Below are 26,515 nucleotides of genomic sequence, written 5' to 3' on the forward strand. Positions count from 1 at the left end.
CAATGAGTCAGAACGTGTACCAGTTTATCGACTTGCAGCGCGTTGATCCGCCGAAGAAAGCGCTGAAGATCCGTAAAATTGAATTTGTTGAAATCTATGAGCCGTTTTCAGAAGGCCAGGCCAAAGCACAGGCAGATCGCTGCCTCTCCTGCGGCAACCCTTACTGCGAGTGGAAATGCCCGGTCCATAACTACATCCCGAACTGGCTGAAACTGGCAAATGAGGGGCGTATTTTTGAAGCGGCTGAGCTGTCGCATCAGACCAACACCCTGCCGGAAGTATGCGGCCGCGTTTGCCCGCAAGACCGGTTGTGTGAAGGTTCCTGTACGCTGAACGACGAGTTTGGCGCGGTGACCATCGGCAACATTGAACGCTATATCAATGACAAAGCGTTCGAAATGGGCTGGCGCCCGGATTTGACCGGTGTGAAACAGACCGATAAGCGCGTGGCGATTATTGGTGCAGGCCCGGCAGGCCTGGCGTGTGCCGATGTACTGACCCGCAACGGTGTAAAAGCGGTGGTGTTCGATCGCCACCCGGAGATCGGCGGCCTGCTGACCTTCGGTATTCCGGCCTTTAAGCTGGAAAAAGAGGTAATGATCCGCCGTCGTGAAATTTTCACCGGCATGGGTATTGAGTTCAAACTCAATACCGAAGTGGGTCGCGACGTGCAGATTGACGAGCTGCTGAAAGAGTACGACGCGGTGTTCCTTGGCGTCGGGACTTATCAGTCGATGCGCGGCGGTCTGGAAAATGAAGACGCAAACGGCGTCTTCGATGCACTGCCGTTCCTCATCGCCAACACCAAGCAGATTATGGGCTTTGGCGAAACGCCGGAAGAACCGTATGTCAGCATGGAAGGCAAACGTGTTGTGGTGCTTGGCGGTGGCGATACCGCGATGGACTGTGTGCGCACTTCAGTACGCCAGGGTGCGACGCACGTTATCTGTGCCTATCGCCGTGATGAAGAGAACATGCCAGGTTCGAAACGCGAAGTGAAAAACGCGCGTGAAGAAGGCGTCGAGTTCCAGTTTAACGTGCAGCCGCTGGGCATTGAAATCAATGCTAACGGCAAAGTATGCGGCGTGAAGATGGCACGCACCGAAATGGGCGCGCCGGATGCGAAAGGCCGTCGCCGTGCGGAAATTGTTGCCGGTTCTGAACATGTGGTTCCGGCCGACGCGGTTGTTATGGCGTTTGGTTTCCGCCCGCACAGCATGGAGTGGCTGGCGAAACACAGCGTTGAGCTGGATTCGCAAGGCCGCGTGATTGCGCCGGAGGGCAGCGAAAATGCGTTCCAGACCAGCAACCCAAAAATCTTTGCTGGCGGCGACATCGTGCGTGGCTCTGACTTGGTGGTAACGGCGATTGCCGAAGGCCGTAAGGCGGCGGACGGCATCCTGAACTACCTCGAAGTGTAATATCCATGTAGCGACCCAAAAGGAGGCTTCGGCCTCCTTTTTTATACGCATTTTAAAGGTAAAAAAAAGCAGAACCGTCAGGTTCTGCTTTCCAGGTTATTTCACCACGCGCAGCGATGGACGCCCACCGCGCGGCGGCGGATCGTCATCAGGGCTGTTATCGTGATCGTCTTCGTGATCGGGTTTATCACCGTCGATAACCGACATCACCGTCTCGTTTTCCTGCGCAGAAGTATTGTCGTCATCGTTCAGGCCGACGACCTCTTCATCGTACGCGGCTTCCGGTTCAAACATCGTACCGGCACCGTTTTCACGGGCATAAACCGCCAACACGGCGGCCATTGGCACTTCAACCTGACGCGGAACGCCGCCGAAGCGCGCGTTGAAACGCACTTCGTCATTCGCCAGTTCCAGGTTGCCGACCGCGCGCGGTGCAATGTTCAACACGATCTGCCCGTCACGCGCATACTCCATCGGCACGCGTACGCCCGGCAACGTCACATCAACAACCAGATGCGGCGTAAGCTGGTTATCCAGCAGCCATTCGTAGAAGGCCCGCAGTAAATACGGACGGCGTGGAGACAGTTGTGACAAATCCATTTAGTTAACCCCGGCCCAGGCGCATTTCGCGCTCGGCTTCTGTCAGAGAGGCAAGGAAGGAATCACGCTCGAAAACGCGCGTCATATACCCTTTCAGCTCTTTCGCACCGGCACCGCTCAGTTCGATACCCAGTACCGGCAGACGCCACAGCAGCGGAGCGAGGTAGCAGTCAACCAGGCTGAACTCATCGTTCAGGAAGTAAGGTTTCTGGGTGAACAGCGGGCCAATCGCCAACAGTTCTTCACGCAGCTGTTTACGCGCCGCGTCCGCCTGTGCGCCACTGCTGTTCAGGATGGTATTCATCAGCGAATACCAGTCCTTCTCAATACGATGCATGTACAGACGGCTCTCACCGCGCGCCACCGGGTAAACCGGCATTAACGGCGGGTGCGGGAAACGTTCGTCCAGATATTCCATAATGATGCGTGATTCCCACAGGGTGAGTTCACGATCTACAAGTGTCGGTACGCTTTGATTCGGGTTGAGGTCAATCAGATCCTGAGGAGGATTATCCTTTTCCACGTGCTCAATTTCGAAGCTGACACCTTTTTCGGCCAGCACGATACGGACCTGATGGCTATAGATGTCCACAGGACCAGAAAACAGCGTCATTACCGAACGTTTGTTGGCAGCGACAGCCATGAAAACCTCCAGGTATATATTCAGAATTTACTGCTACCGGACTTAATCGACCGGTCAGATGTTGAGTTAACTACCCGCGCGTACTGTCACTCTCGTTGTAAGGCAAACAAAAAATGAACAATCCCAGCCATTTGGGCAGAAAATTGGATGATAGTTTACCAGATTTTGCGGGCTTTGTGGTGAGGGGATTCTGGAAATGCTGAAAAAGAAGAGATAATCAATGGATTGCTGTGGATAACACGATCTTTATCCATAAAAAAACCCGGTTCGCACCGGGTTTTTTCGCCAATCGTTCTGCCGAAGCAGAAACCAATTAACGTTTGGAGAACTGCGGACGACGACGTGCTTTGCGCAGACCGACTTTTTTACGTTCAACCTGACGCGCGTCACGAGTGACGAAGCCAGCTTTACGCAGTTCGGAACGCAGGGACTCGTCGTACTCCATCAGAGCGCGGGTGATACCGTGACGGATCGCACCAGCCTGACCGGAGATACCACCACCTTTAACGGTGATGTACAGGTCCAATTTTTCAACCATGTCGACCAGTTCCAGCGGCTGACGAACTACCATGCGGGCAGTTTCACGACCGAAGTACTGTTCCAGCGAACGCTGGTTGATTACGATTTTACCGTTGCCCGGTTTGATAAACACGCGAGCGGCGGAGCTTTTGCGGCGACCAGTGCCGTAGTATTGATTTTCAGCCATTGCCTATAATCCCGATTAGATGTCAAGAACTTGCGGTTGCTGTGCCGCGTGGTTGTGCTCGTTGCCAGCGTAAACTTTCAGTTTACGGTACATAGCACGACCCAGCGGGCCTTTTGGCAGCATGCCTTTAACCGCGATTTCAATCACACGCTCAGGACGGCGAGCAATCATCTCTTCAAAGGTCGCTTCTTTGATACCACCGATGTGGCCGGTGTGGTGGTAATACATTTTGTCTTCGCGCTTGTTGCCGGTTACAGCAACTTTTTCTGCGTTCAGAACGATGATGTAATCACCTGTATCAACGTGCGGAGTGTATTCCGCTTTATGCTTACCGCGCAGGCGACGAGCCAGTTCGGAAGCCAGACGGCCCAGGGTTTTACCGGTCGCGTCAACAACATACCAGTCGCGTTTTACGGTTTCTGGTTTAGCTGTAAAAGTTTTCATTAAAAGCTTACCCAAATAATTAGTTACACGTTGGTGAACACCCAAACGTTTAGTCAGTTGAGGTTCACACGACAAAGTCCGGCAAACCTACCCCTTCGAATAGCTTATGCCGACACAGAGAAAGTTTCGGGAAAAAAACCTTCTTGTAACGTGGGGTCGCAGGATTATAGAGAAGTCGGGGTCAAAGATCGACCCCTTTTCGTGATTTGACGCAGGTTTTGTCGCCCTCTGGCAAGAAAAGAAGGCAAGGCCGCATCAGGGCATATGTGCGCGTTTCAGGTATTCTTCGCTCTGCATCTCCTGCAAGCGAGATAAACAGCGCTGGAACTCAAACTTCAGCCGCTCGCCCTGGTAGATATCATGCAGCGCTGCCGCAGCGCTAACCACCAGCTTCACGTGGCGCTCGTAGAACTCATCCACCAGCGCGATAAACCGCCGCGCTTCGCTCTCCATCAGCGGCGTCATCACCGGCACATCAAACAACATCACCGTATGAAAGAGCCGTGAAAGCGCAATATAGTCATGCTGGCTGCGGGCATCCACGCAAAGGGTAGAAAACGACACCGCCAGCGTCTGGTTTTCCACACCCAGAGTTGGCAATGATCGATGGTTAATCTCTAGTTCCGGCGCGTTTTGTCGTGCCGCACCCGCCAATGCCAGCCACAGTTTATCCATCTGCTGAACTGTACTGGCATCTAACGGCGTTAACCACAGGTGCGCCTGCGTCAGTGTCCGCAGGCGATAATCGACACCCGCATCGACATTCATGACGTCGCAAAACTGTTTAATCGCGTCGATAGCGGGTAAAAACCGCGACCGCTGCAAACCGTTACGGTACAGTTCATCCGGCGGAATATTCGAGGTCGCCACCAGCGTGATACCGCGTGCGAATAGCGCTTTCATCAGCCCACCAAGCAGCATGGCGTCGGTGATATCTGAGACAAAAAATTCGTCAAAGCACAGCACATCAGTTTCGGCTTTAAAGCGATCGGCCACGATTTCCAGCGGATCGCTTTGCCCCTGCAGCGAGGTCAGCTCTTCATGGACGCGCAGCATAAAGCGGTGAAAGTGCAGACGCTGTTTACGCTCGCCGGGCAGGCTTTGATAGAACATGTCCATCAGCCAGGTTTTTCCCCGCCCGACGCCGCCCCACATATAGAGGCCACGTACAGGTGCGGCTTCTTTCCGCTCAGGTTTGCCGAGCAGCTTGCCAAGCTTCGCCATCAAACCGCCGCTTTGCAGCGCGGCGGGTTCTCTGCGGTTAATTAATGCCTGGTAAATGACATCCAGCCGCGAGACGGCTTCTTTTTGCACATCATCCGGTTGATGGCTACCCTCGTTCAGGGCATTTAAATATCGCGATGTTGGGGAAAGGCTCTGCATGGTGTTGTTGTTATTCCTTGAAAATCGATCCGCCCCCACAGGGTTGACGAAAAAAAGGCCGTTCTACACTACGCGATGCTGCGTCAGGATTCCACTTCTGCACGATTAGCGGTTATAGTGGCACAATCAGGCGCAGGCAGGAGCTTGCAGCCCACACCCTACGGAATCAAAAAACAACGGGAGAAGTTCATGACCTGGGAATATGCGCTAATTGGGTTGGTTGTCGGCATTATTATTGGTGCCGTGGGTATGCGTTTCGGAAACCGCAAATTGCGCCAACAGCAGGCCTTGCAGTACGAGCTGGAAAAAAACAAAGCGGAACTCGAAGAGTATCGCGAAGAGCTGGTAAGCCACTTTGCCCGCAGCGCTGAGCTGCTGGATAACATGGCGCACGATTACCGCCAGCTTTATCAGCATATGGCGAAAAGCTCTACCAGCCTGCTGCCGGAAATGTCCGCGGAAGAGAACCCGTTCCGCAACCGTCTGGCCGAATCCGAAGCCAGCAACGATCAGGCGCCGGTGCAGATCCCGCGCGACTATTCTGAAGGTGCTTCTGGCCTGCTGCGCGGCGGCGCCAGCCGTAAATAATCGAACACTTCTGAAATATTTACGGGCGCGCTCCTTGCGCCCGTCCCTTCTTGCGCATCGCAGCTATTATTTAGTCATTCACCTCATTGTTACGCGGTTGAAATTTCAATAACATCAAACTGTTTTGGGGCGTCATTCCTTCCACTTCAGGTTACGAGAGCCAGCATCAATGAAGAAACAAACCCAGCTGTTGAGTGCATTTGCGTTAAGTGTCGGGTTAACTCTCTCGGCACCCTTTCAGACCGTTGCGGCAATGCCGTCACAAGTCCCTGGTCAGGGCGCGTTACCAAGCCTCGCGCCCGTGCTGGAAAAAGTTCTGCCGGCGGTTGTCAGCGTGCAGGTAGAAGGCACGGCGGTACAAGGCCAGAAAGTCCCTGAAGAACTGAAAAAATATTTCGGCGAAGAGATGCCGGATCAACCCCAGCAGCAACCACAACCGTTCGAAGGCCTGGGTTCCGGGGTGATTATTGATGCCGCTAAAGGTTACGTGCTGACTAATAACCACGTGATTAACCAGGCACAAAAAATCAATGTGCAGTTGAATGACGGGCGTGAATTCGAAGCCAAATTGATTGGCGGGGACGACCAGAGCGACATCGCGCTGCTGCAATTACAAAATGCGAGCAATCTGACACAAATTGCCATCGCCGATTCCGATCAGCTGCGCGTCGGCGATTTCGTTATTGCCGTCGGCAACCCGTTCGGCCTGGGTCAAACCGCCACATCCGGGATTGTTTCTGCCCTGGGCCGCAGCGGCCTGAACCTTGAAGGGCTGGAAAACTTTATCCAGACCGATGCTTCCATTAACCGTGGCAACTCCGGCGGCGCGCTGCTCAACCTGAACGGCGAACTTATCGGCATTAACACGGCGATACTCGCACCGGGCGGAGGCAGCGTCGGCATCGGCTTTGCGATCCCCAGTAACATGGCGCAAACCCTCTCCCGCCAGTTAATCCAGTTTGGTGAAATCAAACGCGGCCTGTTGGGTATTAAAGGCACCGAAATGAGCGCGGATATCGCCAAAGCCTTTAACCTGAACGTGCAGCGCGGCGCCTTTGTCAGTGAAGTGCTGCCGAATTCGGGGTCGGCAAAAGCGGGGATCAAATCGGGTGATGTGATTGTTAGCCTGAATGGTAAACCATTGAGCAGCTTCGCCGAACTGCGTTCGCGTATTGCGACCACAGAACCGGGAGCGAAGGTGAAGTTGGGGATATTGCGCGACGGCAAACCACTGGATGTCGAAGTGACGCTTGATAAAAGCACCTCCTCTTCTGCCAGCGCCGAGCTGATCTCTCCGTCGCTGCAAGGCGCGGAACTGAGCGACGGTCAGCTGAAAGATGGCACCAAAGGCATCACCGTCGGCAATGTGGAAAAAGGCAGCGCCGCCGCGCAGGCTGGCCTGCACAAAGATGATGTGATCATTGGCGTTAACCGGGATCGCGTACAGTCGATTGCTGAAATGCGCAAAGTGCTGGAAGCGAAACCTTCCGTGATGGCGCTGCATATCGTGCGGGGCAACGACAGTATCTATCTGCTGCTGCGCTAAGTAATTCTATCGCCGGACATCACCGCCTGCGTGTGATGTCCGGATAACTCATGTTATGCTGCTGCCGTTCTCCTTTTAATGACTATCCCATCATGTATGTGAAGCTTTTACGTTCCGTGGCAATCGGTTTGGTTGTCGGTGGTCTGATCATCGTCGCCATGCCTTCGCTGCGTAAAAACATTCCGCTCGCGACGCCGCAAATCGACAGCGCCGATGAAACGCCTGCCAGCTATAACCCGGCAGTTCGTCGCGCAGCGCCTGCGGTCGTGAACGTCTATAACCGTAGCCTGAATAGCTCCACCCATGATCGTCTCGAAATTCGTACGCTCGGTTCCGGCGTCATCATGGATCAACGCGGCTATATCATCACCAACAAACACGTGATTAACGATGCGGACCAAATCATTGTCGCGCTGCAGGATGGCCGGGTGTTTGAAGCGTTACTGGTGGGCTCGGATACGTTAACCGACCTTGCGGTATTGAAGATTAATGCTAACGGCGGCTTGCCGGTGATCCCCATCAACACAAAGCGCACACCGCATATCGGCGATGTGGTACTGGCGATCGGCAACCCGTATAACCTTGGTCAGACAACGACCCAGGGGATTATCAGCGCCACGGGTCGTATTGGTTTGAATCCCAGCGGACGGCAAAACTTTTTGCAGACCGATGCTTCCATTAACCATGGTAACTCCGGCGGCGCGCTGGTGAATTCGCTGGGCGAACTGATGGGTATCAACACCCTGTCATTTGATAAAAGTAATGACGGTGAAACGCCGGAAGGTATCGGGTTCGCCATTCCTTTCCAGCTGGCGACCAAAATCATGGATAAGTTGATCCGCGATGGCCGCGTGATCCGTGGCTATATCGGCATTGGCGGCCGGGAGATCGCGCCGTTGCACACCCAGGGCGGCGGTATCGACCCGATCCAGGGGATTGTCGTTAACGAAGTCTCGCCGGATGGCCCGGCGGCGCGCGCGGGGATTCAGGTCAATGATGTGATCACCTCGGTGAACGGAAAACCGGCTGTTTCCGCCCTCGAAACCATGGATCAAGTGGCGGAAATCCGGCCAGGGTCTGAAATTCCGGTCGAGGTCATGCGCGACGACAAGAAACTCACCTTCAAGGTCACGATTCAGGAATACCCGGCGACCAACTGAGTTTCATAAAAAAACCGGAGCAACAGGCTCCGGTTTTTTCTTCCTGCGCTTGCAGGACAGCAAGGCTTAACGGTTAACGAAATCCACGCCAAGCTGAATATCTTTTTTCAGCGTATCCAGCATGCCTTCCAGCGATTGCTGCTCAAACGCGCTGAGCTTACCGATAGCATGGCGCTCCTCAATACCGTTTTTACCCAGCAGCAGCGGCTGCGAGAAGAAACGCGCGTATTCGCCGTCACCTTCCACATAAGCGCACTCAACAACGCCTTGCTCGCCCTGCAGCGCGCGCACCAGCGACAAACCAAAACGTGCGGCGGCCTGGCCCATGGAAAGCGTTGCTGAACCGCCACCCGCTTTCGCCTCCACCACTTCGGTACCGGCATTCTGAATACGTTTTGTCAGATCGGCCACTTCCTGCTCGCTGAAAGTGACACCCGGGATCTGCGACAGCAGCGGCAGGATTGTCACACCAGAGTGGCCACCGATAACCGGAACTTCGATATCTGTCGGCTGTTTGCCTTTTAACTCTGCCACGAAGGTGTTGGAACGGATGATGTCCAGCGTCGTCACGCCAAACAGCTTGTTCTTATCGTATACACCGGCTTTTTTCAGCACTTCAGCGGCAATCGCGACTGTCGTATTCACCGGGTTAGTGATGATGCCAATACAGGCTTTCGGCGCGGTTTTCGCCACCTGAGCGACCAGGTTTTTCACGATACCGGCGTTGACGTTAAACAGGTCGGAGCGATCCATACCCGGTTTACGCGCCACACCTGCGGAAATCAGCACCACATCGGCGCCTTCCAGCGCAGGCGTCGCATCATCGCCGGAGAAGCCTTTAATGGTGACAGCGGTAGGAATATGGCTGAGGTCAACGGCAACCCCAGGGGTTACAGGCGCAATATCATACAGGGAGAGTTCTGAACCTGAAGGCAGTTGTGTTTTCAGTAGTAGGGCGAGCGCTTGACCGATACCGCCGGCCGCGCCGAGGACTGCGACTTTCATCCTAAACTCCTTATTATGGTTAGCTAAATATTTTGTTACTCCGTTGCGGCGACCTTAATCCACCCTGGTAATTATGACAGTAAACGCGCCAAAATAGTGCGGCGCAGCCCACTGTTAAGATCTTATATAAGGATGGATATGACCGTCAGATCGGCAAGCTAAGCAACTAACACTCAGAGTCTATAATATAGCTGCGATATTCACCAAAATAACATCAACTTTATAACATTTAATTTACTTTTTAATCTTATTTGCGACGTAAGACACATGTGGCTGTGCTTCATCACAGGATTTGATAAACTTCGCGCCTTCTCAGCAGTTTTCAGAAATTCCCTCGCGAGAATATTTGCATAAAAATTCATCAATATGCATAATAATGTTGTTTTCACGGCCATATTACGGGTGACTTATGCGAAGCTCGGCAAAACAAGAAGAATTAGTTAAAGCGTTTAAGGCGCTTCTTAAAGAAGAGAAATTCAGTTCTCAGGGAGAAATTGTTCAGGCTCTGCAGGAAGAGGGCTTCGACAATATCAATCAGTCTAAAGTCTCTCGCATGCTGACCAAATTCGGCGCGGTGCGCACGCGCAACGCGAAAATGGAAATGGTCTACTGCCTGCCGATAGAACTCGGGGTTCCCACCACCTCCAGCCCGCTGAAAAACCTGGTGCTGGATATTGATTACAATGATGCCGTCGTGGTGATCCACACCAGTCCCGGCGCGGCGCAGCTGATTGCGCGCCTGCTGGACTCTCTGGGCAAAGCGGAAGGCATCCTTGGTACCATCGCCGGGGATGACACGATTTTCACCACACCAGCCAAAGGCTTCACGGTTAAAGACCTCTATGAAGCTATTCTGGTACTGTTCGAACAGGAACTGTAATTAGCCCCTCTCCCCCGGCTTCGCTCGCGGGGGAATGTTCGGCTTTTTGCTGCACAATTCGACTTTTCACCTGCTGCTAACTTAGCAGTTAGTGCGATTTATGGTTTCCCTTCCCTTTCCCAGCGTATACCACCGCACAAAAAATCAAATTCATCTATCCATATGATTTTCTTAACTAACGTTAACTAAATTCTTACCTGAACGCTGTTTTTTATGCCTTTCAGCAATATAAAACCGCAAATCATATTCCCATTCATCATAGTTATAATTAGCTTGGTATTAATTATTAGCGTGACTAGTGTATACTTGATTTTGTGATGAGGGTCACGAAACAAGACCTTCCGAAAAATTTAAAGAAAAGAATACGACGAGGTAATAGACATGAATATCAAATCTACCGTTGCAACACTGAGTGTCCTTTCAGCCCTGTCATTTGGCGCTTTCGCGGCGGATTCCATCAACGCGGAACAGGCGCAATCTCGCCAGTCACTGGGTACCGTTTCGATCGGTGCTGTAACCGCATCACCGATGGACATGAACGCGCAACTGAGCAAAAAAGCGGAAGAACAAGGTGCGTCAGCTTACCGCATCATTGAAGCACGTAGCGGCGACCAGTGGCACGCAACCGCAGAGCTGTACAAATAAGTTTTACCGATAACCCTATGAATTCGTCACTCAACGGCACCAGGCACAAAAATAGCTGTTCAACCCTTCTCGCCGTTGAGCCTCTCTAAAGGAGACAGACAATGAAACGTAATATCATCATCGCATCCCTTGGCCTTGCATCCCTGATCGCTTTCGGCGCGAGCGCCGCAACGTTAGTTAACAGTGAACAAGCCAGCAACCTGCAATCTATGGGCAGTGTTTCGATTTCCCAACGAGCGGGCGTCCCGATGGACATTCGCCAGGAGCTCTCTGCTAAAGCCGATCAGGCTGGCGCGAGCAGCTACCGTATTATTGAAGCGCGTACGGGTGATAGCACCCACGTTACGGCTGAACTGTATAAATAAACCCTCGTCGTCTTGTCCGACGACTTGCCCCTGCCTGTCAGGGGCTTTTTTTTGCCTTCGCTCACCGCACATTAAAACGCAACTCGCCTTCCAGCTCCTCTTCCGCTTCATCAAAGAGCAGAATCAACGCGCCAAAACGACGGCGCTGTTTTTCCGGTAGATGAATAAATTCAATTTCCAGCGGCAAAGGCAGCGCGCCATCCATCACTGTGTCCCACAGGGAATCCAGATCGTGAACTTTCTCGCGCTCAATAGCGAACTGGCGGCTAAACTCGCGGTAGAAAGCACTTTGATCGTCGATATGTTTAAAATCGAAAGTGTAGATATTCATTTTCCGCCATCAGCCCAACAGGGCGGCAAGACGCCGCCAGCATGATTACAATCCCCCAAGGTGCAGAGTTTTCACTTCCAGAAACTCTTCCAGCCCCAGCACCGAACCTTCCCGGCCAAGGCCGGACTCTTTCACCCCGCCAAACGGTCCCAGCTCCGTTGATACCGCACATTCGTTAATGCCGATCATGCCGCTTTCAATCGCCTGCGAAACGCGAAATACCCGCTGCAGGTTCTGCGTATAGAAATAGGCGGCCAGACCAAACGGTGTTGCGTTGGCGCGTTGCACCACCTCCTCTTCGCTGGTGAAACGGAAACAGGCGGCTACCGGGCCAAACGTCTCCTCCTGCGCCAGCTTCATGCCATCGCTGCAATCCCCCAGCACCGTTGGCTGCCAGAAGTTTCCGCCGAGGCTGTGTGGTTTGCCACCGGCCAATACTTTCGCTCCTTTGGAGACGGCATCGTCGACATGCTCGCGCACTTTGTCCACCGCGGCGCGTTCAATAAGCGGTCCGACAACCACGCCCTCATCCAGACCATTCCCCACTTTTAATGCATTAACAGCCTGCGTCAGTTTTTGCGTAAAGGTCTCGTAGACCGATTCATGGATATAGAAGCGGTTAACACTGACGCACACCTGCCCCGCATTACGGAATTTATTGGCGATAGCGCCCTGCACCGCCGCGTCAATGTCGGCATCCTCAAACACGATATAAGGCGCATTTCCTCCCAGCTCCATCGACACTTTTTTCATGGTTTCAGCCGCGTTGCGCACCAGCGTTTTCCCCACCGCCGTCGAGCCGGTAAACGAGATTTTGCGCACTTCATGGCTGGCCATGATCGCATCGCTGATTTCAGACGTATTTCCGGCAACGGCATTCAGCACACCGTCCGGCACACCAGCTTTTTTCGCCAGCGCCAGCAAAGCAAACGCGCTAAGCGGTGTGTTATTTGCCGGTTTAATAACGCCGGTACAGCCTGCCGCCAGCGCGGGTCCAAGCTTGCGGGTCAACATCGCCATTGGGAAATTCCACGGCGTAATCGCGGCCACTACGCCAATGGGCTCTCGCGTCGCCAGAATGCGTGAGCCGGGCTTGATGGGCGGGATAATTTCACCGTTAGCGCGTTTCGCCTGCTCAGCAAACCACTGAATAAAGCTGGCGGCATAGTCAACTTCGCCTTCCGCTTCTTTCAATGGTTTGCCCTGCTCGGTGGTCATCAATCGCCCCAGCCAACTTTTGTTTTCGATAATCAACTCATACCAGCGATACAAAATGGTCGAACGCTCTTTCGCGGTTTTCGCCCGCCATGCGGGAAAAGCGCGCGTCGCGGCAGCAATGGCTTCTTCTGTCTCTTTCTTGCCTGCTTTGGCAACTTTCGCGATAGTTTCACCCGTAGCCGGATTCAGAACGTCAAATGTGGTATCCAGCGTTTTCCAGACCCCATCAACCAGATAGCCGGTCTGAAAAAGCGCATTGTCCTGCAGTGACTGCGTTGTCATTTGTCCTCCTGATCTGCGGTTTATAAAAACTCTTAGAAAGTATAGCCATAAAAAAACCGACGCTTTTGGCGTCGGTTTGGCATTAACTGCTGGTCAGCGCATGTTGGTATTTGTGCAACATGCCGGTTAGCCGGTGTACCGGCTCGGTAACCTGCGGCGGTGCGTTCCAGTGGTGTAGCTTGTGCTGGTAGATATCCAGCTCTTCCAGCAACTGGGTGAAGTAACGTCGACGTTTCGTGTCGCTGCCCGCCGATATTACTTGTGACGCCGTACGTCGTAACTGGCGATGAAACGCCGACAGATCATCATTGATTGGCACCGGTGCATCCCGCAGGCGCTGATGCGCAATAATCAACGTCAGCGCGAGGCGGAACTTGGCGATATCACCCGGGAATTTATTCAGCAGCAAGAAAAGCTGTTGATACAGTGCGGGCAAATGGTTCTCTTTGCGACGTGCAGTATTGGTGGTCATTGCCGAAACGGCAGCGGAAACAAACTGGTTCAACAGCATGCGCCCGGTGCGCGCTTGCGAGTTATCGCGCACCAGCAAAAGCACAACCATCGCCAGAACCACGCCAACCAGTTGTCCCAGCGCGTTATCCAAAAACTGGCTGAATTTAAAGGTCATCGGGTTATCAAGCACCAGAATATTAATGGTGCCCGCCAGTGTCGCCATTGAACCCAGCCGCCGTTTTTGCACTTCAATACCGATAAAGAACGCCAGTACCGCCAGGCTAATACACAGCAGCAGCATGCTTTGTTGCGTCGATGGCAGGATAACCAGGTAATAGAACGAACCAATCGGCAGCGCCCATAACATGCCGTAGATAAAGTCTTTCGCCACCATTTTCGGGTTCGGCAGACGCATCGCCAGCGACGTGACTACCGCGATCATTACCATCGAACCGCTGCCGGAAGTCCAGCCAGTCCACAGCCAGAACAACGTGCCCAGCATGCAAGAAAGCGTGGTGCGCCAGAAGTTAACCATCGCATGGTGGCGTTCGGCTGATTCCACTTTCACCACCACTTCGCCCTGCAGAACCTCTTCTTCAACGGCGCTGATTTTCGCGTTGCCAATAACACCGCGTTTCAGCAGCAGATAGCGGGTCGCCGCACCCACCCAGCTATAAATCGTGACCGGCGTTTCCCGCTCACCGGTCCAGGCGATAACCCGACGCATTCTTTTTAACTGCTTGTGCATCTCCTGCACGTTCTCGACCGGCTCGGCAAACAACTCGCGAAACGTATCAGTGATAAGCTCCGGGCGAGTGTTCTGAATCAGGTACGTTTCACACGCCTGGGTGATCAGCGTCAGCGACAGGGTATTGATCGCTTTCAGACGGCGGTTTGCGCGCCCCCAACGGGAAGACTCAATATTCAGATTGCTGCGCATCCCTTCAAGTGCAGTGGTACGGCGCACCAGCGCAGCCCAGGCGTTGTCCACCTCTTCGCTATCGCCATGCTTAATACACAACTGCATCAGTTGATAGTGGGCCAGCAGCAGGCTATCCAGCTCGCGGTCAATTTCCTGTTTGACGGAGCGCGGAGAAAAGAGCAGATCGGCGACAATGGCGCAGAGAATGCCCACCACGATTTCACTGCACCGCTCAACGGCATATTGCGGTGCCAGCAGGGGTTCCGTCTGAATAGTGACAACAATAATCAACGCGGTATAACCCGCCAGCCCCCAGGCGTAAGAGTTTTCAACACGCACCAGCGACGAGACCCAGGTACAAAATCCGGCCCAAATACAGCACACCATTAACATCAGAAGCGGGGTGCGGATCAGCATGATGATGATGGCCAGCCCGGCAATACAGCCGATAAAGGTGCCGACAATACGCAACATTCCCCGGTAGCGAATCGCCCCGGAATAAGGCTCGCCACCGGCGGCAAAAGCGGGTCCCGCCGCGACAATCGCCGCGGTTAATACCGCCCAGCGCGGGGTTTCAAGCTGAAAGTGAAAGCCAACAAACAGTGCCAGCACCACGGCAAAGGCCAGCTTGAAAGCAAAACGCAAATGCTGGCTGGCAATGGATAACAGCCCCATAGCGATTACCCCAGCTCACGCAGGCGATGCGCCATTTTGCGAAAGAACGAATCCTGGCTTTCATCACGATCGGATTTTCCCATCACCACCACCGTCGCGGTGGTGCCCGCCGGCCACAGATTGCCTGGTTGTTTGTCGAGACGAATACGTACCGGCACACGCTGCGCCAGCCGCACCCATTCAAGGTTGGAATCGATGGTCGCCATGCCTTTGCTGTCATTACTGCTGCTGGCGTTCGTGACGCCTGCGGCGATGCTGTCCACCGTGCCTTTTAATACCAGATTGCTGCCAAGCGGGGTGATCTCCGCGCGATAACCGGGACGCACGCCTTCCAGCTTGGTCTCTTCCATATACGCCAGCACGTAGAACGTGTGTTGTTTCACCAGCGCCACCGCGGTGGAACCCCGGGTAATAAACTCACCGGCGTAGACATTCAGGTTCGTGATCCAACCATCGGCCGGCGCACGAATGATAGTGCGCTCCAGATCCAGCTTCGCCAGATCGCGGGCTGCTTGTGCTTTGGCTAATTGATGCAGCTCGGTTTGCAGGGTGTTGTTGGCCTGGTCGATCTCTTCACGCGACATGGCCTGAACACCCAGTTGATTACGACGCCCGGCTTCACGGCGTTTTTCCGCCACCAGCGCTTCGTAATAGGCAACGTCTGCTTCATCCTCAGCCAGCGCTTTTTGGTAACGCGGTTGATCGATGGTGAACAGTACCTGGCCCTCTTTCACCAGTTGGTTGTCATGCACATTGACGGCGGTGACAAGGCCAGTGACATCTGGCGCGATAGCCACGACGTCGGCACTAAAGCGCGCGTCGCGCGTCCAGGGCGATTCAGTGTAATAAACCCAGGCGCGGAAAATCGCGACGAACGCCAGGATGACCAGCACCATAGTGATAGCGGTGCGAGAGATATTTCTTGTTAGTGTTTTCACTTCTACCTCAAACAAACAGGCGCGACAGCAGGTAAAAAAGGCAGCAATACAGCGCAGTGTTAAACAGCGCCGGGTGCCAGACGAAGTCATAGATCCCGGTGGGGACCAGCACACGGCGCACCAGCCAGAAGATCGCCAGTGACAAAATTAATTCGAAAAAAATCGGTGGGAACGACAAACCGAACACCACGATGACGGGAAACAGACTCATGTTGACCTTGATTAGAGTGCGTGCAGGTGACAATTCGTTCTAACGTCACCGCAGGAGTAAGGGCAAGGAGAGCCAGGCGAGAGTGACGTGAATATTCTTAATAGATAGTATATTAACGTAACTGTTATGCTGTTATCTATATTATGTGATCTAAATCACTTTTAACTCAGAGTGAATAATGGAACGACTAAAACGCATGTCGGTGTTTGCCAAAGTGGTGGAATTAGGTTCGTTTACCGCCGCCGCCCGACAGCTACAAATGAGTGTTTCCTCCATCAGCCAGACCGTCGCCAAACTTGAAGATGAGTTGCAGGTAAAGCTGCTAAACCGCAGCACGCGCAGTCTGGGCCTCACCGAAGCGGGCAAGATTTACTACCAGGGCTGCCGCCGGATGCTGCATGAAGTACAGGACGTTCACGAGCAGCTTTACGCCTTTAACAACACCCCAATCGGTACGCTGCGCATTGGCAGTTCTTCAACCATGGCGCAAAATGTGCTGGCAAAAATGACCGCCGATATGCTCAAAGAGCATCCGGGTTTGTCGGTAAATCTCGTCACCGGGATACCGGCGCCGGATCTGATTGCTGACGGTCTGGATCTGGTGATCCGCGTTGGCGCACTGCAGGATTCCAGCCTCTTCTCCCGCCGCCTTGGCGCAATGCCAATGGTGGTTTGCGCGGCTAAAAGCTACCTCGCTCAGTACGGCATTCCTGAAAAACCAGCCGATATGGTGAACCACTCCTGGCTGGAATACAGCGTGCGTCCGGATAACGAATTTGAGCTGGTGGCACCTGAAGGGATCGCCACGCGGCTTATCCCACAAGGGCGGTTTGTCACTAACGATCCGATGACGCTCACGCGCTGGCTGACCGCCGGAGCCGGGATCGCCTTCGTGCCATTAATGTGGGTGATCGACGAGATCAACAGCGGTCAACTTGAGATCCTGCTGCCGCGCTACCAGTCCGATCCTCGCCCGGTTTACGCGCTCTATACCGAAAAAGATAAGCTGCCGCTAAAAGTGCAGGTGTGTATTAACTATCTGACGGAGTACTTTATTGAAGTGGCAAAGGTGTATCAGGGCATGCAGGGACGCAGCGTGTGAAGGAGTCACCCTCTTCTTGCGAAGAGGGTGAGAAAAGCGTTAAGCCGTACCACCGACGGTCAGGTTATCGACTTTCAGCGTCGGTTGACCGACACCCACCGGCAGGCTCTGCCCCTCTTTGCCGCATACACCAACGCCGTTATCCAGCTTCAGATCGTTACCCACCATGGAGATCTGCTGCATCGCTTCAATACCGGAGCCAATCAGCGTTGCGCCTTTTACCGCTTTAGTGACCTTCCCTTTTTCAATCAGGTACGCCTCAGAAGTGGAGAAAACAAATTTACCGGAAGTAATATCTACCTGGCCGCCGCCAAAATTCGGGGCGTAGATACCGTAGTCGACAGATTCGATAATCTCCTGCGGTGTTGATTTGCCCGCGAGCATATAGGTGTTGGTCATACGCGGCATCGGCAGATGCGCGTAAGATTCGCGACGCCCATTACCTGTCGGCTTAACGCCCATCAGACGCGCATTCAGTTTGTCCTGCATATAGCCTTTCAACACGCCATTTTCGATAAGCACGTTGTACTGGCCAGGCGTTCCTTCATCATCAATCGCCACCGAACCGCGACGATCGGCGATGGTGCCATCGTCCACAACGGTACACAGTTCTGATGCCACCAGTTGCCCCATCTGACCGCTAAATACCGATGTTCCGCGGCGATTGAAGTCGCCTTCCAGCCCATGACCAACCGCTTCGTGCAGCAGCACGCCCGGCCAGCCCGCGCCCAGCACCACCGGCAGCGTGCCCGCAGGCGCGGCAACGGCAGAAAGGTTTACCAGCGCCATGCGCACGGCTTCTTTCGCCCACGCATCCGCGCGGACGTCGCCATCCACATCCTGCAAGAACCAGTCATAACCAAAACGACCGCCGCCGCCGCTGGAACCGCGCTCGCGTTTACCATCGTCTTCAACCTGTACGCTCACGGAAAGCCGCACCAGCGGGCGAACATCCGCCGCCAGCGTGCCATCGGTCGCCGCCACCAGAATGAGTTCGTAAACGCCAGTCAGACTGGCGGTCACTTCCTGTACGCGTTTATCCGCCGCGCGCGCGGTTTTATCCACGCGACGCAGAATATCGAGCTTCTCTTCACGGCTCATGCTTTGCAGCGGATCGATGCTGGTATAAAGGCTTTGATGCTCAACCGCGCCCAGCGTTTTCACTTTGCCATCGCCCTCTTCCCGCACGATGGTACGCGCGGCTTGCGCGCTCTGTTCCAGCGCCAGCAGGCTGATTTGGTCCGCATAAGCAAAACCGGTTTTCTCGCCGCTGACGGCACGTACGCCCACGCCCTGGTCGATATTGTAAGAGCCATCTTTAATGATGCTGTCTTCTAAAACCCAGGATTCGTGATAGCTCGACTGGAAATAGAGATCGCCGTAATCAAGACGACGCGCGGTCAGTTGACCGAGAATAGCAAACAGATCCTGATGGCTCAGGCCGTTCGCTGCCAGAAGTTGTTCACTTACCAGATTAAGACTCATCATTTTTTCTCGTCGTTGCCGCCACAGCGGGCAATAAAAAGTGCGATACAAGGAGCTTGAGGCAATTCGCCGATGCCGTCAAATCATTGCTTTTTGTCCGTACGCGGCTGGCGCAGGACTTCGTTGATTTGCGGCTGATCAACCGGGCCGGTAATGCGGTAGCGCAAAATCGAGACTTTGTTCCACAGTGGCCCCAGCACTTTGCTGGCGGCAAACACCGCCGCACCGACAATCGGGTTAACGGCAAAGGCCGCCGCAACACCGACAGTCGCGGAAATTTCTGGCGCAACCACCGCTTCCATATCCAGCTCGCGGCGCACCAAATTCACCGAGCCTTTCATGGCGATATCCGCTTCCAGACCGTCCACCAGCGTATCGTCGGTATGCAGCACACCGTCTTTGATCCACGCGGTGCTGCGGATGGAATCAAACCAGAACCCCTCACTGCTGAAGGTATCGCTGAAGTCAAAACGCAATTTACGCCACAGCGAGTCGACGCTGAACAGGCGTAGCAACTGCCCGGCATGGCCGGTGCTGATATCGGTAATTTTGCCTTTGCCAAGACGCGTACGCAGGATGCCATTAAGTGACTCTTCCTGCGGTTGCCACGGTGTGCTGCGCCAGTGCAGGTCATAATTAATATCAAACGACGAATCACGCACCGGCGTCGGTATGCCAAAGAAGCCCATTGCGGAATCAATTTTCTCGCCGCGCAGCACCCCTTTCAGCGAGGTACGTTCTGCGCCTTCACGGTTAACCCATTCACCGTCGGCGGTGAGCCGCGCAGTGCCGCTGTCCACCAGGCCATTTGCCAGCGTCAACGTATCGCCCTGAATGGCGAAATCGCCATCGATGCGACCATATTTTTGCCCCCACAGCCAGCACTCCGCACAGCGCAATTGCAAATCCGGCCAGCCGGTAAAGTCCACTCGCGTCTGACCGCGCAACAGCGTTGAAGGAGAAGAGATGTCATCATCGTTCGGTGCCGTGTTCGACGGGTTGTAGTAGAGGTAGCGAATCGCGGCCTGCCACGGCGCATTATCATGGATCGTCAACGTACCGCTGATTTCACGCCCTTGCGCTTCGATGGTCGAACCTGCATCTTGCGGCTGTGAAACGATGCTGAGATTATTCCACTGCTGCCCGCCCAGCGTCAGAGCTGGCGTACGCAGCGTAATGCTCTGCGGGAAGGTGGTTGCACTGCTGACATTATTTGCCACGCCCTGTCTGAACAGGCCCAGCCACTGAGCGCCGTTCATTGCCGGCAAGTTGAGTTCAAGCCCGGCTTGCTCCGGCAGCGGCGGTAGTGTTCGGCTATCCGAAGTCCAGATCCCGCGATCGAGCGTCAGCTTATTATTCAGCAACCAGCGGCTATTGAAATGGTTGTTACCACCAGCATTCCCGGTTAACTCGAAACTGTGCAGGTTTCCTTCTACCTTCACCTTCAGCGGCAGCGCTTTGCCTGCGGGTTTATCCAGCGGCGGCGGTAACGTGCTGGCAAGGTTGCCCAGATCGCCATCAATATTAACCTTATAAGTGGTACCGCCACGGTGCGGCAACTCTACGCCGACATCGCCTTTCCATGCGATGCTGCCGCGCAGCGCATCATTAAGTTGCGGAGGTAAAACGCCGGTTTTTGCCGGTTGCCAGTTCCCGTTGAGATTCACCGCCACCTGATAAGCTTTATCTCCCTCGGTGGTGGAGAAATCGAGGTTTACCGGTTGGTTAAACCAGGTTGCCTGTAATGGTTCACTTTTCAGCGTACCGTTCTCGAAACTGAATTTGCCGCTGAGGTTCTTCAGTGTGCTGTTAAGTGGCTTGATAAACAGGCTGTTGTTGTTCAGCGCCACATCGCCTTTGGCGACGGTCTGCGCCCCGTCCAGCGGAATATCAAGATGTAAGCGAGCGCTTACATCACCATCGATTTGCAGCTCATCCAGCGCGCTGCCCAGCGTATCGTGCAGCGGTGTCTCTTTGAAATAGGGCCCTACGGCTTTGCCCGGACCGTTAATGTCGGCATCAATCAGCAGTTTCTCTTTAACGTAATCCGGGATGTTGGCAGTCAGATTGCTGGCTGTGACACCGCCCAGCGCCACTTTACTGCTTTTCATCCACAAGCCGTCGTTGAGAAAGTCGAGATCGATATCGAGGTTTTGCAGCGCTGGCCAGTCCGGCTGGAAAGCAAAGGTCGCGTTGCGCAGCGGCACCGCGACTTCAAACTGGCCTTCATTGTGCTTAAACGGGAAGAGCTTCGGATTACCGCCAAACAGCAGCGTGGCATCTTGCGTCTGCCCGCCTTTGATCGACGAGCTCAGGTACGCCACCAGCTCTTTGCCCATCAAATTTTCCGGGAAGTAGCGCCAGGCCTGGCCTGCATCCGTCACATTGATGCCAGCCAGGATACCTAACCAGGGCTCATCACCTTGCGGCTGGAGATAACGGAAATCACCGCGCGCACGCAGGGCATTCGCCTGAACGTCGATATTGCGCCCGTCCAGCTGGAAGCCGTGTTCGTTATTCTGCCAGTTCAGCGTGGCAACGCCTTTTTCAATCTCCAGCGGTTCGGGGAATACCGTCTTATACGGCATCTTCGCCTGTGCAATATCGGCAGTTAAGCGCCCATTATCCAGGCTGCCGGCAAGCGTTCCACTAAGGTGTTCAACACCGGGCAGCAATTCCCACTGTTGCCAGGCAATATCCTGCCACTGCGCGTGGAAGCGCGTTTTTTCAGTCGCCTGCAAAGGGATATCCAGCGCCAGCTGTTCCAGCTTGCCGCGAGGCTGCATGGTATGCCAGATGTCGTACAGCTCCGGGGAGATTTTCTGCGCAATCGGCAGCAGCCCCTCTAAGCCACTGAGCTCAAGGTTACTGGCACGAACGCGCAGTTCATCGCTGCGCACGCTGCTGGCACCGCCCACTTCCTGCGCCAGAACCCAGGCAAAACTCAGCGCGCCCTGCGGCCAGGGATGATCATCAATTGCGATACGCGTTACCGGTACATCAAACTGCCAGCCCTGCTGCTGACGAGAGACATGTGCGGTCAGGTTATCCACCGTCATGCGGTGCTGCGTATTATTGCCCTGCCAGCTGGCGCCGCCTTTTTTCAGCCATACGTCGCCACTTTCCACTACGCCTTTGCTTAATGTCATCCAGCCTTCAAGACTGAAGCGCGCAGAATCCAGCGCGACCTTATCCTGCATCCATTTGGCGAGCCAGGGTTTGACATCAATGTCGTCCGCCTGCAACCACACCCGCCCATTGTTCAACAGCCCATTGTCGTCACGCAGATCCATGCGCACCTGCATAATGCCGTGCTGACCGGTGAGGCTCGACAGGCTGACTTGCCCTTCCGCACGGTGACGATCGCTGCCGTTAAGCCAGGTAAGTTGCGGGATAGCCAGCTCTGCGCGTTGTCCGGAGAGCGTTAAGAAGCTGATGCGGCTGTCGCGCAGATCAAAGTGATCGAACTGGCGCAAAAACAGATCGCTGATGCGATCCGTGGTGATAGGTTCGCCGGTGTCATTGCGTTGTAGCGGGGTATTACTGTGCGCGACCAGCTGGTAAAAGGTGAGATTGCGGAACTGCCAGCGCATGTGCAGCAGGCTTTGCCAGACATCCAGCGCCAGCGTCACGCGTTTGACCGACAGGTCGCCGCCATCGGGCAGCGTCGCGCTAATGTCGCGCACATCCAGTTCAGGGCCGAAATTCTCCCAGCGCGCCTGTATCTGGCTGGCCGAGACGGGAACGCCGGTTTGCGCGGTGATTTGCGCCAGGATTTGCCCGCGCCAGCTATCCAGATGTGGCAGAACAAGGCGCAGCCCACTTACCAGCAGCGCCGCGATAACAATCAGCGTCGCGCCTGTAAGCAGCAATATCCCCGGCAGTCGCCTCACGCCTCTCTCCTTGTCATCCAAACCCAGACTCGCTCGTGTCGCAGCACGCTGCGAATTACATCATTACGACGTCAAACTGCTCCTGATTATAGAGCGGCTCGATTTGCACTTTTACCTGCTTACCAACGAAGATTTCCACCTCCGCCAGCGCGTGCGACTCTTCACCTTTCAGGGCTTCCGCCACCGCCGGGGAAGCGTAAACCAGGAAACGATCGGAATCATAGGCATGATGCACGCGAACGATCTCGCGCATGATTTCATAGCACACAGTTTCCACCGTTTTAACGGTGCCGCGGCCATGACAGGTGGGGCATTCATTGCAGAGGACATGTTCCACGCTTTCGCGCGTGCGTTTGCGCGTCATCTCGACCAGACCCAACTGGGAGAAACCGTTAATGCTGGTCTTGACCCGATCTTTGCTCAACGCTTGCTCCAGCGAGTGCAGCACGCGACGGCGGTGATCGTCATTATTCATATCGATAAAATCGATGATGATAATGCCGCCCAGATTGCGTAAGCGCAGCTGGCGGGCAATGGCCTGCGTGGCTTCAATGTTGGTGTTGAAGATGGTGTCGTCGAGATTGCGATGGCCGACAAACGCACCGGTGTTGATATCAACGGTGGTCATCGCTTCGGTTTGATCGATGATCAAATAGCCGCCGGACTTCAGCTCCACTTTGCGCTCCAGCGCGCGCTGAATTTCGTTCTCCACATCGTAAAGATCGAAAATCGGCTGGCGACCGCTGTAGTGTTCGAGCTTGCTGGTCATCTCCGGAATGTATTCCGCCGTGAACTCCAGCAGCGCTTCAAACGTCAGACGCGAGTCTACACGGATACGATCCAGGTGAGCGTCGGCGAAATCGCGCAGCACACGCTGCGCCAGCGCCAGTTCGCCGTACAGTTTGCAGCGGCTTTGTTGGCGCTTTTTACGCTCCATCACCTTCGTCCAGACGCGCTTGAGGTACGCCGCATCGGAGGCGAGATCCTCTTCGCACACGCCTTCAGCCGCAGTGCGAATGATAAAACCGCCCTGCTCGTCGCAATACGCCGCAACAACCTGTTTGAGGCGTTCGCGCTCGGCTTCACTCTCGATACGCTGGGAAACGCCGACATGCGAAGCGCCCGGCATAAAGACCAGGTAACGGGATGGCAGCGTGATATCCGTGGTAAGGCGCGCGCCTTTAGTACCCAGCGGATCTTTTACCACCTGCACCATTAAATCCTGCCCCTGACGGACCAGTTCGGAGATGTCGCGCACGGTGAAGTTTTTTTGCTCTTCCCCGGCAACGCATTCGGTGTGCGGCATAATGTCGGAGGCGTGAAGAAACGCCGCCTTTTCCAGACCAATATCTACAAAAGCCGCCTGCATGCCCGGCAGAACCCGGCTGACCCGACCTTTGTAGATATTGCCTACTATCCCGCGCCGTGCTTCGCGCTCGATGTGAATTTCTTGCAGGATGCCGCCGTCAATATAAGCGACGCGTGTTTCCGATGGAGTAACGTTGACCAACAATTCAGCCGTCATGATTATCTTTTCCCTCGCGCAGTGCGTTAAAATTGCTCAGCAATTCCCAGGTTTCCACCAGCGGTAAACCCACAACGGCATGATAACTACCGTTTATTTTTCTCACGAAACAGCCACCCAGCCCCTGAATGCCATAAGCACCGGCTTTATCCAGCGGTTCCCCGCTGGCGACGTAATCGGCGATATCCTTTTCCGATAACACTCTGAATGTCACTTCAGTTTCCACCAGACAATCGAGCACATGCTGGCTATCCGCCAGCGCAACCGCCGTCATTACCTGATGTGTTTGCCCGGAAAGCAGGCGCAACATACTGGCAGCATGCGAGGAGTCTTTTGGTTTTTCAAGCACTTCACCATTAAATATAACGATCGTGTCCGCGCCCAGCACGGGCAGATCGCTTGTGGCCATCGCCACACCGGCCTGCGCTTTTTCACGCGCGAGGCGTAACACATACTGGCGGGCGCTCTCCTGCGCCTGACGCTGTTCCTCAATACCCGGAACAATACGCGTGAAAGTGACGCCCAGTTGTGTGAGCAACTCCTGGCGACGAGGAGAACCGGAAGCAAGCCAGATATCTGTCATAAAAGCCTTATTGCACCGCAAACTGCTGACGGATCTTACGCATTAACAGGAAGAGCCACGGCCAGAGCACGCCATTCACCAGGCTGCTCCAGAAAATCTCTGGTTTAAATGAAACGTTAATCACCAGAAACTCTGCCCAGAAGACAATCACTTCTGTCGCCAGCGACAACAGCATCACCACCAGCGCCTGTTGCCAGAGCGCCAGATTACGGAACAACTGAAATTTCAGTGCGACCAGATAGGCGACGATACTTAACGACAGCGCGCGTACACCGAGGGTGGATCCGCTAATCAGATCCAGTATGGCACCCATCGCGAAACCCGTGCCAACATTTACGCGGTGCGGCAGCGCGAGGATCCAGTAAAGCAAAATGAGCAACACCCAGTTTGGCCGGTAGACGATGATCTCATCCGGCCAGGGCATGATTTGAAGCAACAGTGCAATTAAAAACGAGAGCCAGATAACCCAGCGCCCCTGGCTACGATAACTTGCCACTATTGCCCTCCCGGAGAGACTTGCGGCGGCGGCTGCGTAATGCCAGTCGCCGGAGCGGGCATTGGCGCAGGCGGCCCCATCGCATCAGGAGAAGGAAGGACTTGCGGCATCATTTGCAGCAGACGTTCGTTCGCCACACGATGCACATCTTCCGGTGTTCTTGGGTTAGTGCCGTTACGATCCGCGCCCCACAGCAGCAGCAGATAACGCAAACGTTGCAGGCCCGCGGTTGGACGCGCCTGAATCACGGTGTAAGCCCGCTGCGTATCCAGTTTTACCGACGAGACCACCGCAACCGGATATCCTTCCGGGAAACGCCCGCCCAGACCTGACGTCACCAGCACATCACCAACACGAATATCCGTATTCGCCGGTAAATGTTCGAGTTGCAGATCGTCTGTGCAGCCGTTACCGGCGGCAATCACGCGGATATCGTTACGCAGCACCTGAATCGGTAGCGCGTGTGTGGCATCGCAAATCAACAGTACGCGGCTGGTCAGTTTAGCTACCGCAACCACCTGGCCGACAACGCCTTTATCGCTGATCACCGGCTGGCCTTCATACACGCCGTTCGCGCTGCCTTTGTCGATAACCACCTGGTCGCTGTAAGGATCGTTAACCGTCGAGATCACCTGGGTCACCATTTTCTGCTCATCCTGACGCAGCGGCGAGCCCAGCAGTTCACGCAGGCGCGCATTCTCCTGCTTGTACTGCCCTAACATCAACAGCTCACTGTTTTTTAGCAGCAGTTCCTGACGCAATGCCCGGTTTTCAAGCTCAAGCTGGTCGCGCGAGGCCAACGTTTGGGAAACGTTATCTAATAATTCGCGGGGACCATTGGAAATAAAATAGAAAGGGCTGACGGCAGTATCCATGTACGTTCTGATTTGACTGAACGTACCGAGGCGGCTGTCGGCAATAATGACTCCGAGCGCCACCACAACCGCCAGGAAAAGGCGAATCTGCAGTGACGGGCCACGGCTAAAAATTGGCTTCATAGGCTTTGCGTATTCTC

The 26,515-nt window shown here is 54.5% G+C and carries 25 protein-coding genes; 8 read left to right on the forward strand and 17 right to left on the reverse strand.

Translation table 11 applies throughout. The features are described from left to right. The first annotated feature begins 2 nt into the window (after positions 1-2). A complete protein-coding gene (locus IP581_RS20720) occupies positions 3-1,421 on the forward strand; it encodes a glutamate synthase small subunit (RefSeq protein WP_017457312.1) in 1,419 nt (472 codons plus the stop codon). Between the two features lie 96 nt (positions 1,422-1,517). Here IP581_RS20720 and sspB read toward each other — a convergent pair whose 3' ends face one another. From sspB to zapE, 5 genes are all read right to left on the reverse strand, one after another. Then, a complete protein-coding gene (sspB, locus tag IP581_RS20725) occupies positions 1,518-2,021 on the reverse strand; it encodes a ClpXP protease specificity-enhancing factor (RefSeq protein ID WP_086870042.1) in 504 nt (167 codons plus the stop codon). 4 nt (positions 2,022-2,025) lie between these two features. Beyond that, positions 2,026-2,664 (reverse strand): stringent starvation protein SspA, encoded by a 639-nt coding sequence (gene sspA, locus IP581_RS20730; protein ID WP_193821271.1) that lies wholly within the window; start codon positions 2,662-2,664, stop codon positions 2,026-2,028. Between the two features lie 313 nt (positions 2,665-2,977). Continuing rightward, entirely contained in the window at positions 2,978-3,370 is a 393-nt protein-coding gene (rpsI, locus tag IP581_RS20735) for a 30S ribosomal protein S9 (RefSeq protein WP_000829818.1), read from the reverse strand. Between the two features lie 15 nt (positions 3,371-3,385). Continuing rightward, on the reverse strand, positions 3,386-3,814 hold the full coding sequence (rplM, locus tag IP581_RS20740) for a 50S ribosomal protein L13 (protein WP_004868222.1): 429 nt from the start codon (positions 3,812-3,814) through the stop codon (positions 3,386-3,388). A 255-nt stretch (positions 3,815-4,069) separates the two neighbouring features. Continuing rightward, positions 4,070-5,197, reverse strand: coding sequence for a cell division protein ZapE (zapE, locus tag IP581_RS20745; RefSeq protein WP_193821272.1), 1,128 nt, complete (start codon positions 5,195-5,197; stop codon positions 4,070-4,072). 189 nt (positions 5,198-5,386) lie between these two features. Between zapE and zapG the strand changes: the two genes are divergently transcribed. The 3 genes from zapG to degS all read left to right on the forward strand — a co-directional run bounded on the left by zapG (position 5,387) and on the right by degS (position 8,491). Continuing rightward, entirely contained in the window at positions 5,387-5,785 is a 399-nt protein-coding gene (gene zapG / locus IP581_RS20750; protein ID WP_065369473.1) for a Z-ring associated protein ZapG, read from the forward strand. Between the two features lie 169 nt (positions 5,786-5,954). Further along, entirely contained in the window at positions 5,955-7,331 is a 1,377-nt protein-coding gene (gene degQ, locus IP581_RS20755) for a serine endoprotease DegQ (protein WP_193821273.1), read from the forward strand. Positions 7,332-7,423: 92 nt separating this feature from the next. Further along, entirely contained in the window at positions 7,424-8,491 is a 1,068-nt protein-coding gene (gene degS / locus IP581_RS20760; RefSeq protein ID WP_017457305.1) for an outer membrane-stress sensor serine endopeptidase DegS, read from the forward strand. Between the two features lie 66 nt (positions 8,492-8,557). Here degS and mdh read toward each other — a convergent pair whose 3' ends face one another. Beyond that, positions 8,558-9,496, reverse strand: coding sequence for a malate dehydrogenase (mdh, locus tag IP581_RS20765; RefSeq protein ID WP_086870036.1), 939 nt, complete (start codon positions 9,494-9,496; stop codon positions 8,558-8,560). A 409-nt stretch (positions 9,497-9,905) separates the two neighbouring features. Here mdh and argR point away from each other — a divergent pair, with 409 nt between their 5' ends. The 3 genes from argR (at position 9,906) to yhcN (IP581_RS20780) (ending at position 11,386) form a co-directional block, all read left to right on the forward strand. Continuing rightward, positions 9,906-10,376, forward strand: a complete 471-nt coding sequence (argR, locus tag IP581_RS20770) for a transcriptional regulator ArgR (protein ID WP_017457303.1) — start codon at positions 9,906-9,908, stop codon at positions 10,374-10,376. Positions 10,377-10,757: 381 nt separating this feature from the next. Continuing rightward, complete coding sequence (gene yhcN, locus IP581_RS20775; protein WP_193821274.1) at positions 10,758-11,021, forward strand: peroxide/acid stress response protein YhcN; 264 nt, start codon at positions 10,758-10,760, stop codon at positions 11,019-11,021. A gap of 101 nt (positions 11,022-11,122) precedes the next feature. After that, positions 11,123-11,386 carry a peroxide/acid stress response protein YhcN gene (yhcN, locus tag IP581_RS20780; RefSeq protein WP_086870032.1) on the forward strand — a complete coding sequence of 88 codons (264 nt, stop codon included), beginning with the start codon at positions 11,123-11,125 and terminating at the stop codon, positions 11,384-11,386. A gap of 61 nt (positions 11,387-11,447) precedes the next feature. Here the strand turns inward: yhcN (IP581_RS20780) and IP581_RS20785 are convergent, their stop codons facing one another. From IP581_RS20785 to aaeX, 5 genes are all read right to left on the reverse strand, one after another. Then, on the reverse strand, positions 11,448-11,717 hold the full coding sequence (locus tag IP581_RS20785) for a barstar family protein (protein ID WP_017457300.1): 270 nt from the start codon (positions 11,715-11,717) through the stop codon (positions 11,448-11,450). Positions 11,718-11,762: 45 nt separating this feature from the next. Then, positions 11,763-13,217, reverse strand: a complete 1,455-nt coding sequence (locus IP581_RS20790) for an NAD-dependent succinate-semialdehyde dehydrogenase (protein WP_193821275.1) — start codon at positions 13,215-13,217, stop codon at positions 11,763-11,765. 82 nt (positions 13,218-13,299) lie between these two features. Next, complete coding sequence (gene aaeB / locus IP581_RS20795) at positions 13,300-15,267, reverse strand: p-hydroxybenzoic acid efflux pump subunit AaeB (RefSeq protein WP_193821276.1); 1,968 nt, start codon at positions 15,265-15,267, stop codon at positions 13,300-13,302. Between the two features lie 5 nt (positions 15,268-15,272). Then, on the reverse strand, positions 15,273-16,205 hold the full coding sequence (gene aaeA, locus IP581_RS20800) for a p-hydroxybenzoic acid efflux pump subunit AaeA (RefSeq protein ID WP_097400703.1): 933 nt from the start codon (positions 16,203-16,205) through the stop codon (positions 15,273-15,275). 7 nt (positions 16,206-16,212) lie between these two features. After that, complete coding sequence (gene aaeX / locus IP581_RS20805; RefSeq protein ID WP_061492969.1) at positions 16,213-16,416, reverse strand: p-hydroxybenzoic acid efflux pump operon protein AaeX; 204 nt, start codon at positions 16,414-16,416, stop codon at positions 16,213-16,215. 178 nt (positions 16,417-16,594) lie between these two features. Between aaeX and aaeR the strand changes: the two genes are divergently transcribed. Continuing rightward, positions 16,595-17,518: an HTH-type transcriptional activator AaeR gene (aaeR, locus tag IP581_RS20810; protein WP_017457295.1), complete on the forward strand. Its 924-nt coding sequence runs from the start codon at positions 16,595-16,597 to the stop codon at positions 17,516-17,518. A gap of 39 nt (positions 17,519-17,557) precedes the next feature. Here the strand turns inward: aaeR and tldD are convergent, their stop codons facing one another. The 6 genes from tldD to mreC form a co-directional block, all read right to left on the reverse strand. Then, the gene (gene tldD, locus IP581_RS20815; RefSeq protein WP_044489503.1) at positions 17,558-19,003 is read right to left on the reverse strand and encodes a metalloprotease TldD; all 1,446 of its coding nucleotides are present in this window, start codon (positions 19,001-19,003) and stop codon (positions 17,558-17,560) included. Between the two features lie 83 nt (positions 19,004-19,086). Beyond that, a complete protein-coding gene (yhdP, locus tag IP581_RS20820) occupies positions 19,087-22,896 on the reverse strand; it encodes an AsmA2 domain-containing protein YhdP (RefSeq protein WP_193821277.1) in 3,810 nt (1,269 codons plus the stop codon). A 55-nt stretch (positions 22,897-22,951) separates the two neighbouring features. Further along, entirely contained in the window at positions 22,952-24,421 is a 1,470-nt protein-coding gene (rng, locus tag IP581_RS20825; RefSeq protein ID WP_017457292.1) for a ribonuclease G, read from the reverse strand. Further along, positions 24,411-25,004, reverse strand: a complete 594-nt coding sequence (locus IP581_RS20830) for a Maf family protein (protein ID WP_193821278.1) — start codon at positions 25,002-25,004, stop codon at positions 24,411-24,413. Before IP581_RS20830 ends, rng begins: the two co-directional genes overlap by 11 nt. Positions 25,005-25,011: 7 nt before the next feature. Then, positions 25,012-25,500 (reverse strand): rod shape-determining protein MreD, encoded by a 489-nt coding sequence (gene mreD, locus IP581_RS20835; protein WP_017457290.1) that lies wholly within the window; start codon positions 25,498-25,500, stop codon positions 25,012-25,014. Beyond that, positions 25,500-26,498: a rod shape-determining protein MreC gene (gene mreC / locus IP581_RS20840; protein ID WP_017457289.1), complete on the reverse strand. Its 999-nt coding sequence runs from the start codon at positions 26,496-26,498 to the stop codon at positions 25,500-25,502. Before mreC ends, mreD begins: the two co-directional genes overlap by 1 nt. Positions 26,499-26,515: the final 17 nt, after the last annotated feature.

The organism is Kosakonia pseudosacchari (assembly GCF_015167415.1).
Classification (GTDB): Bacteria; Pseudomonadota; Gammaproteobacteria; order Enterobacterales; family Enterobacteriaceae; genus Kosakonia; species Kosakonia pseudosacchari.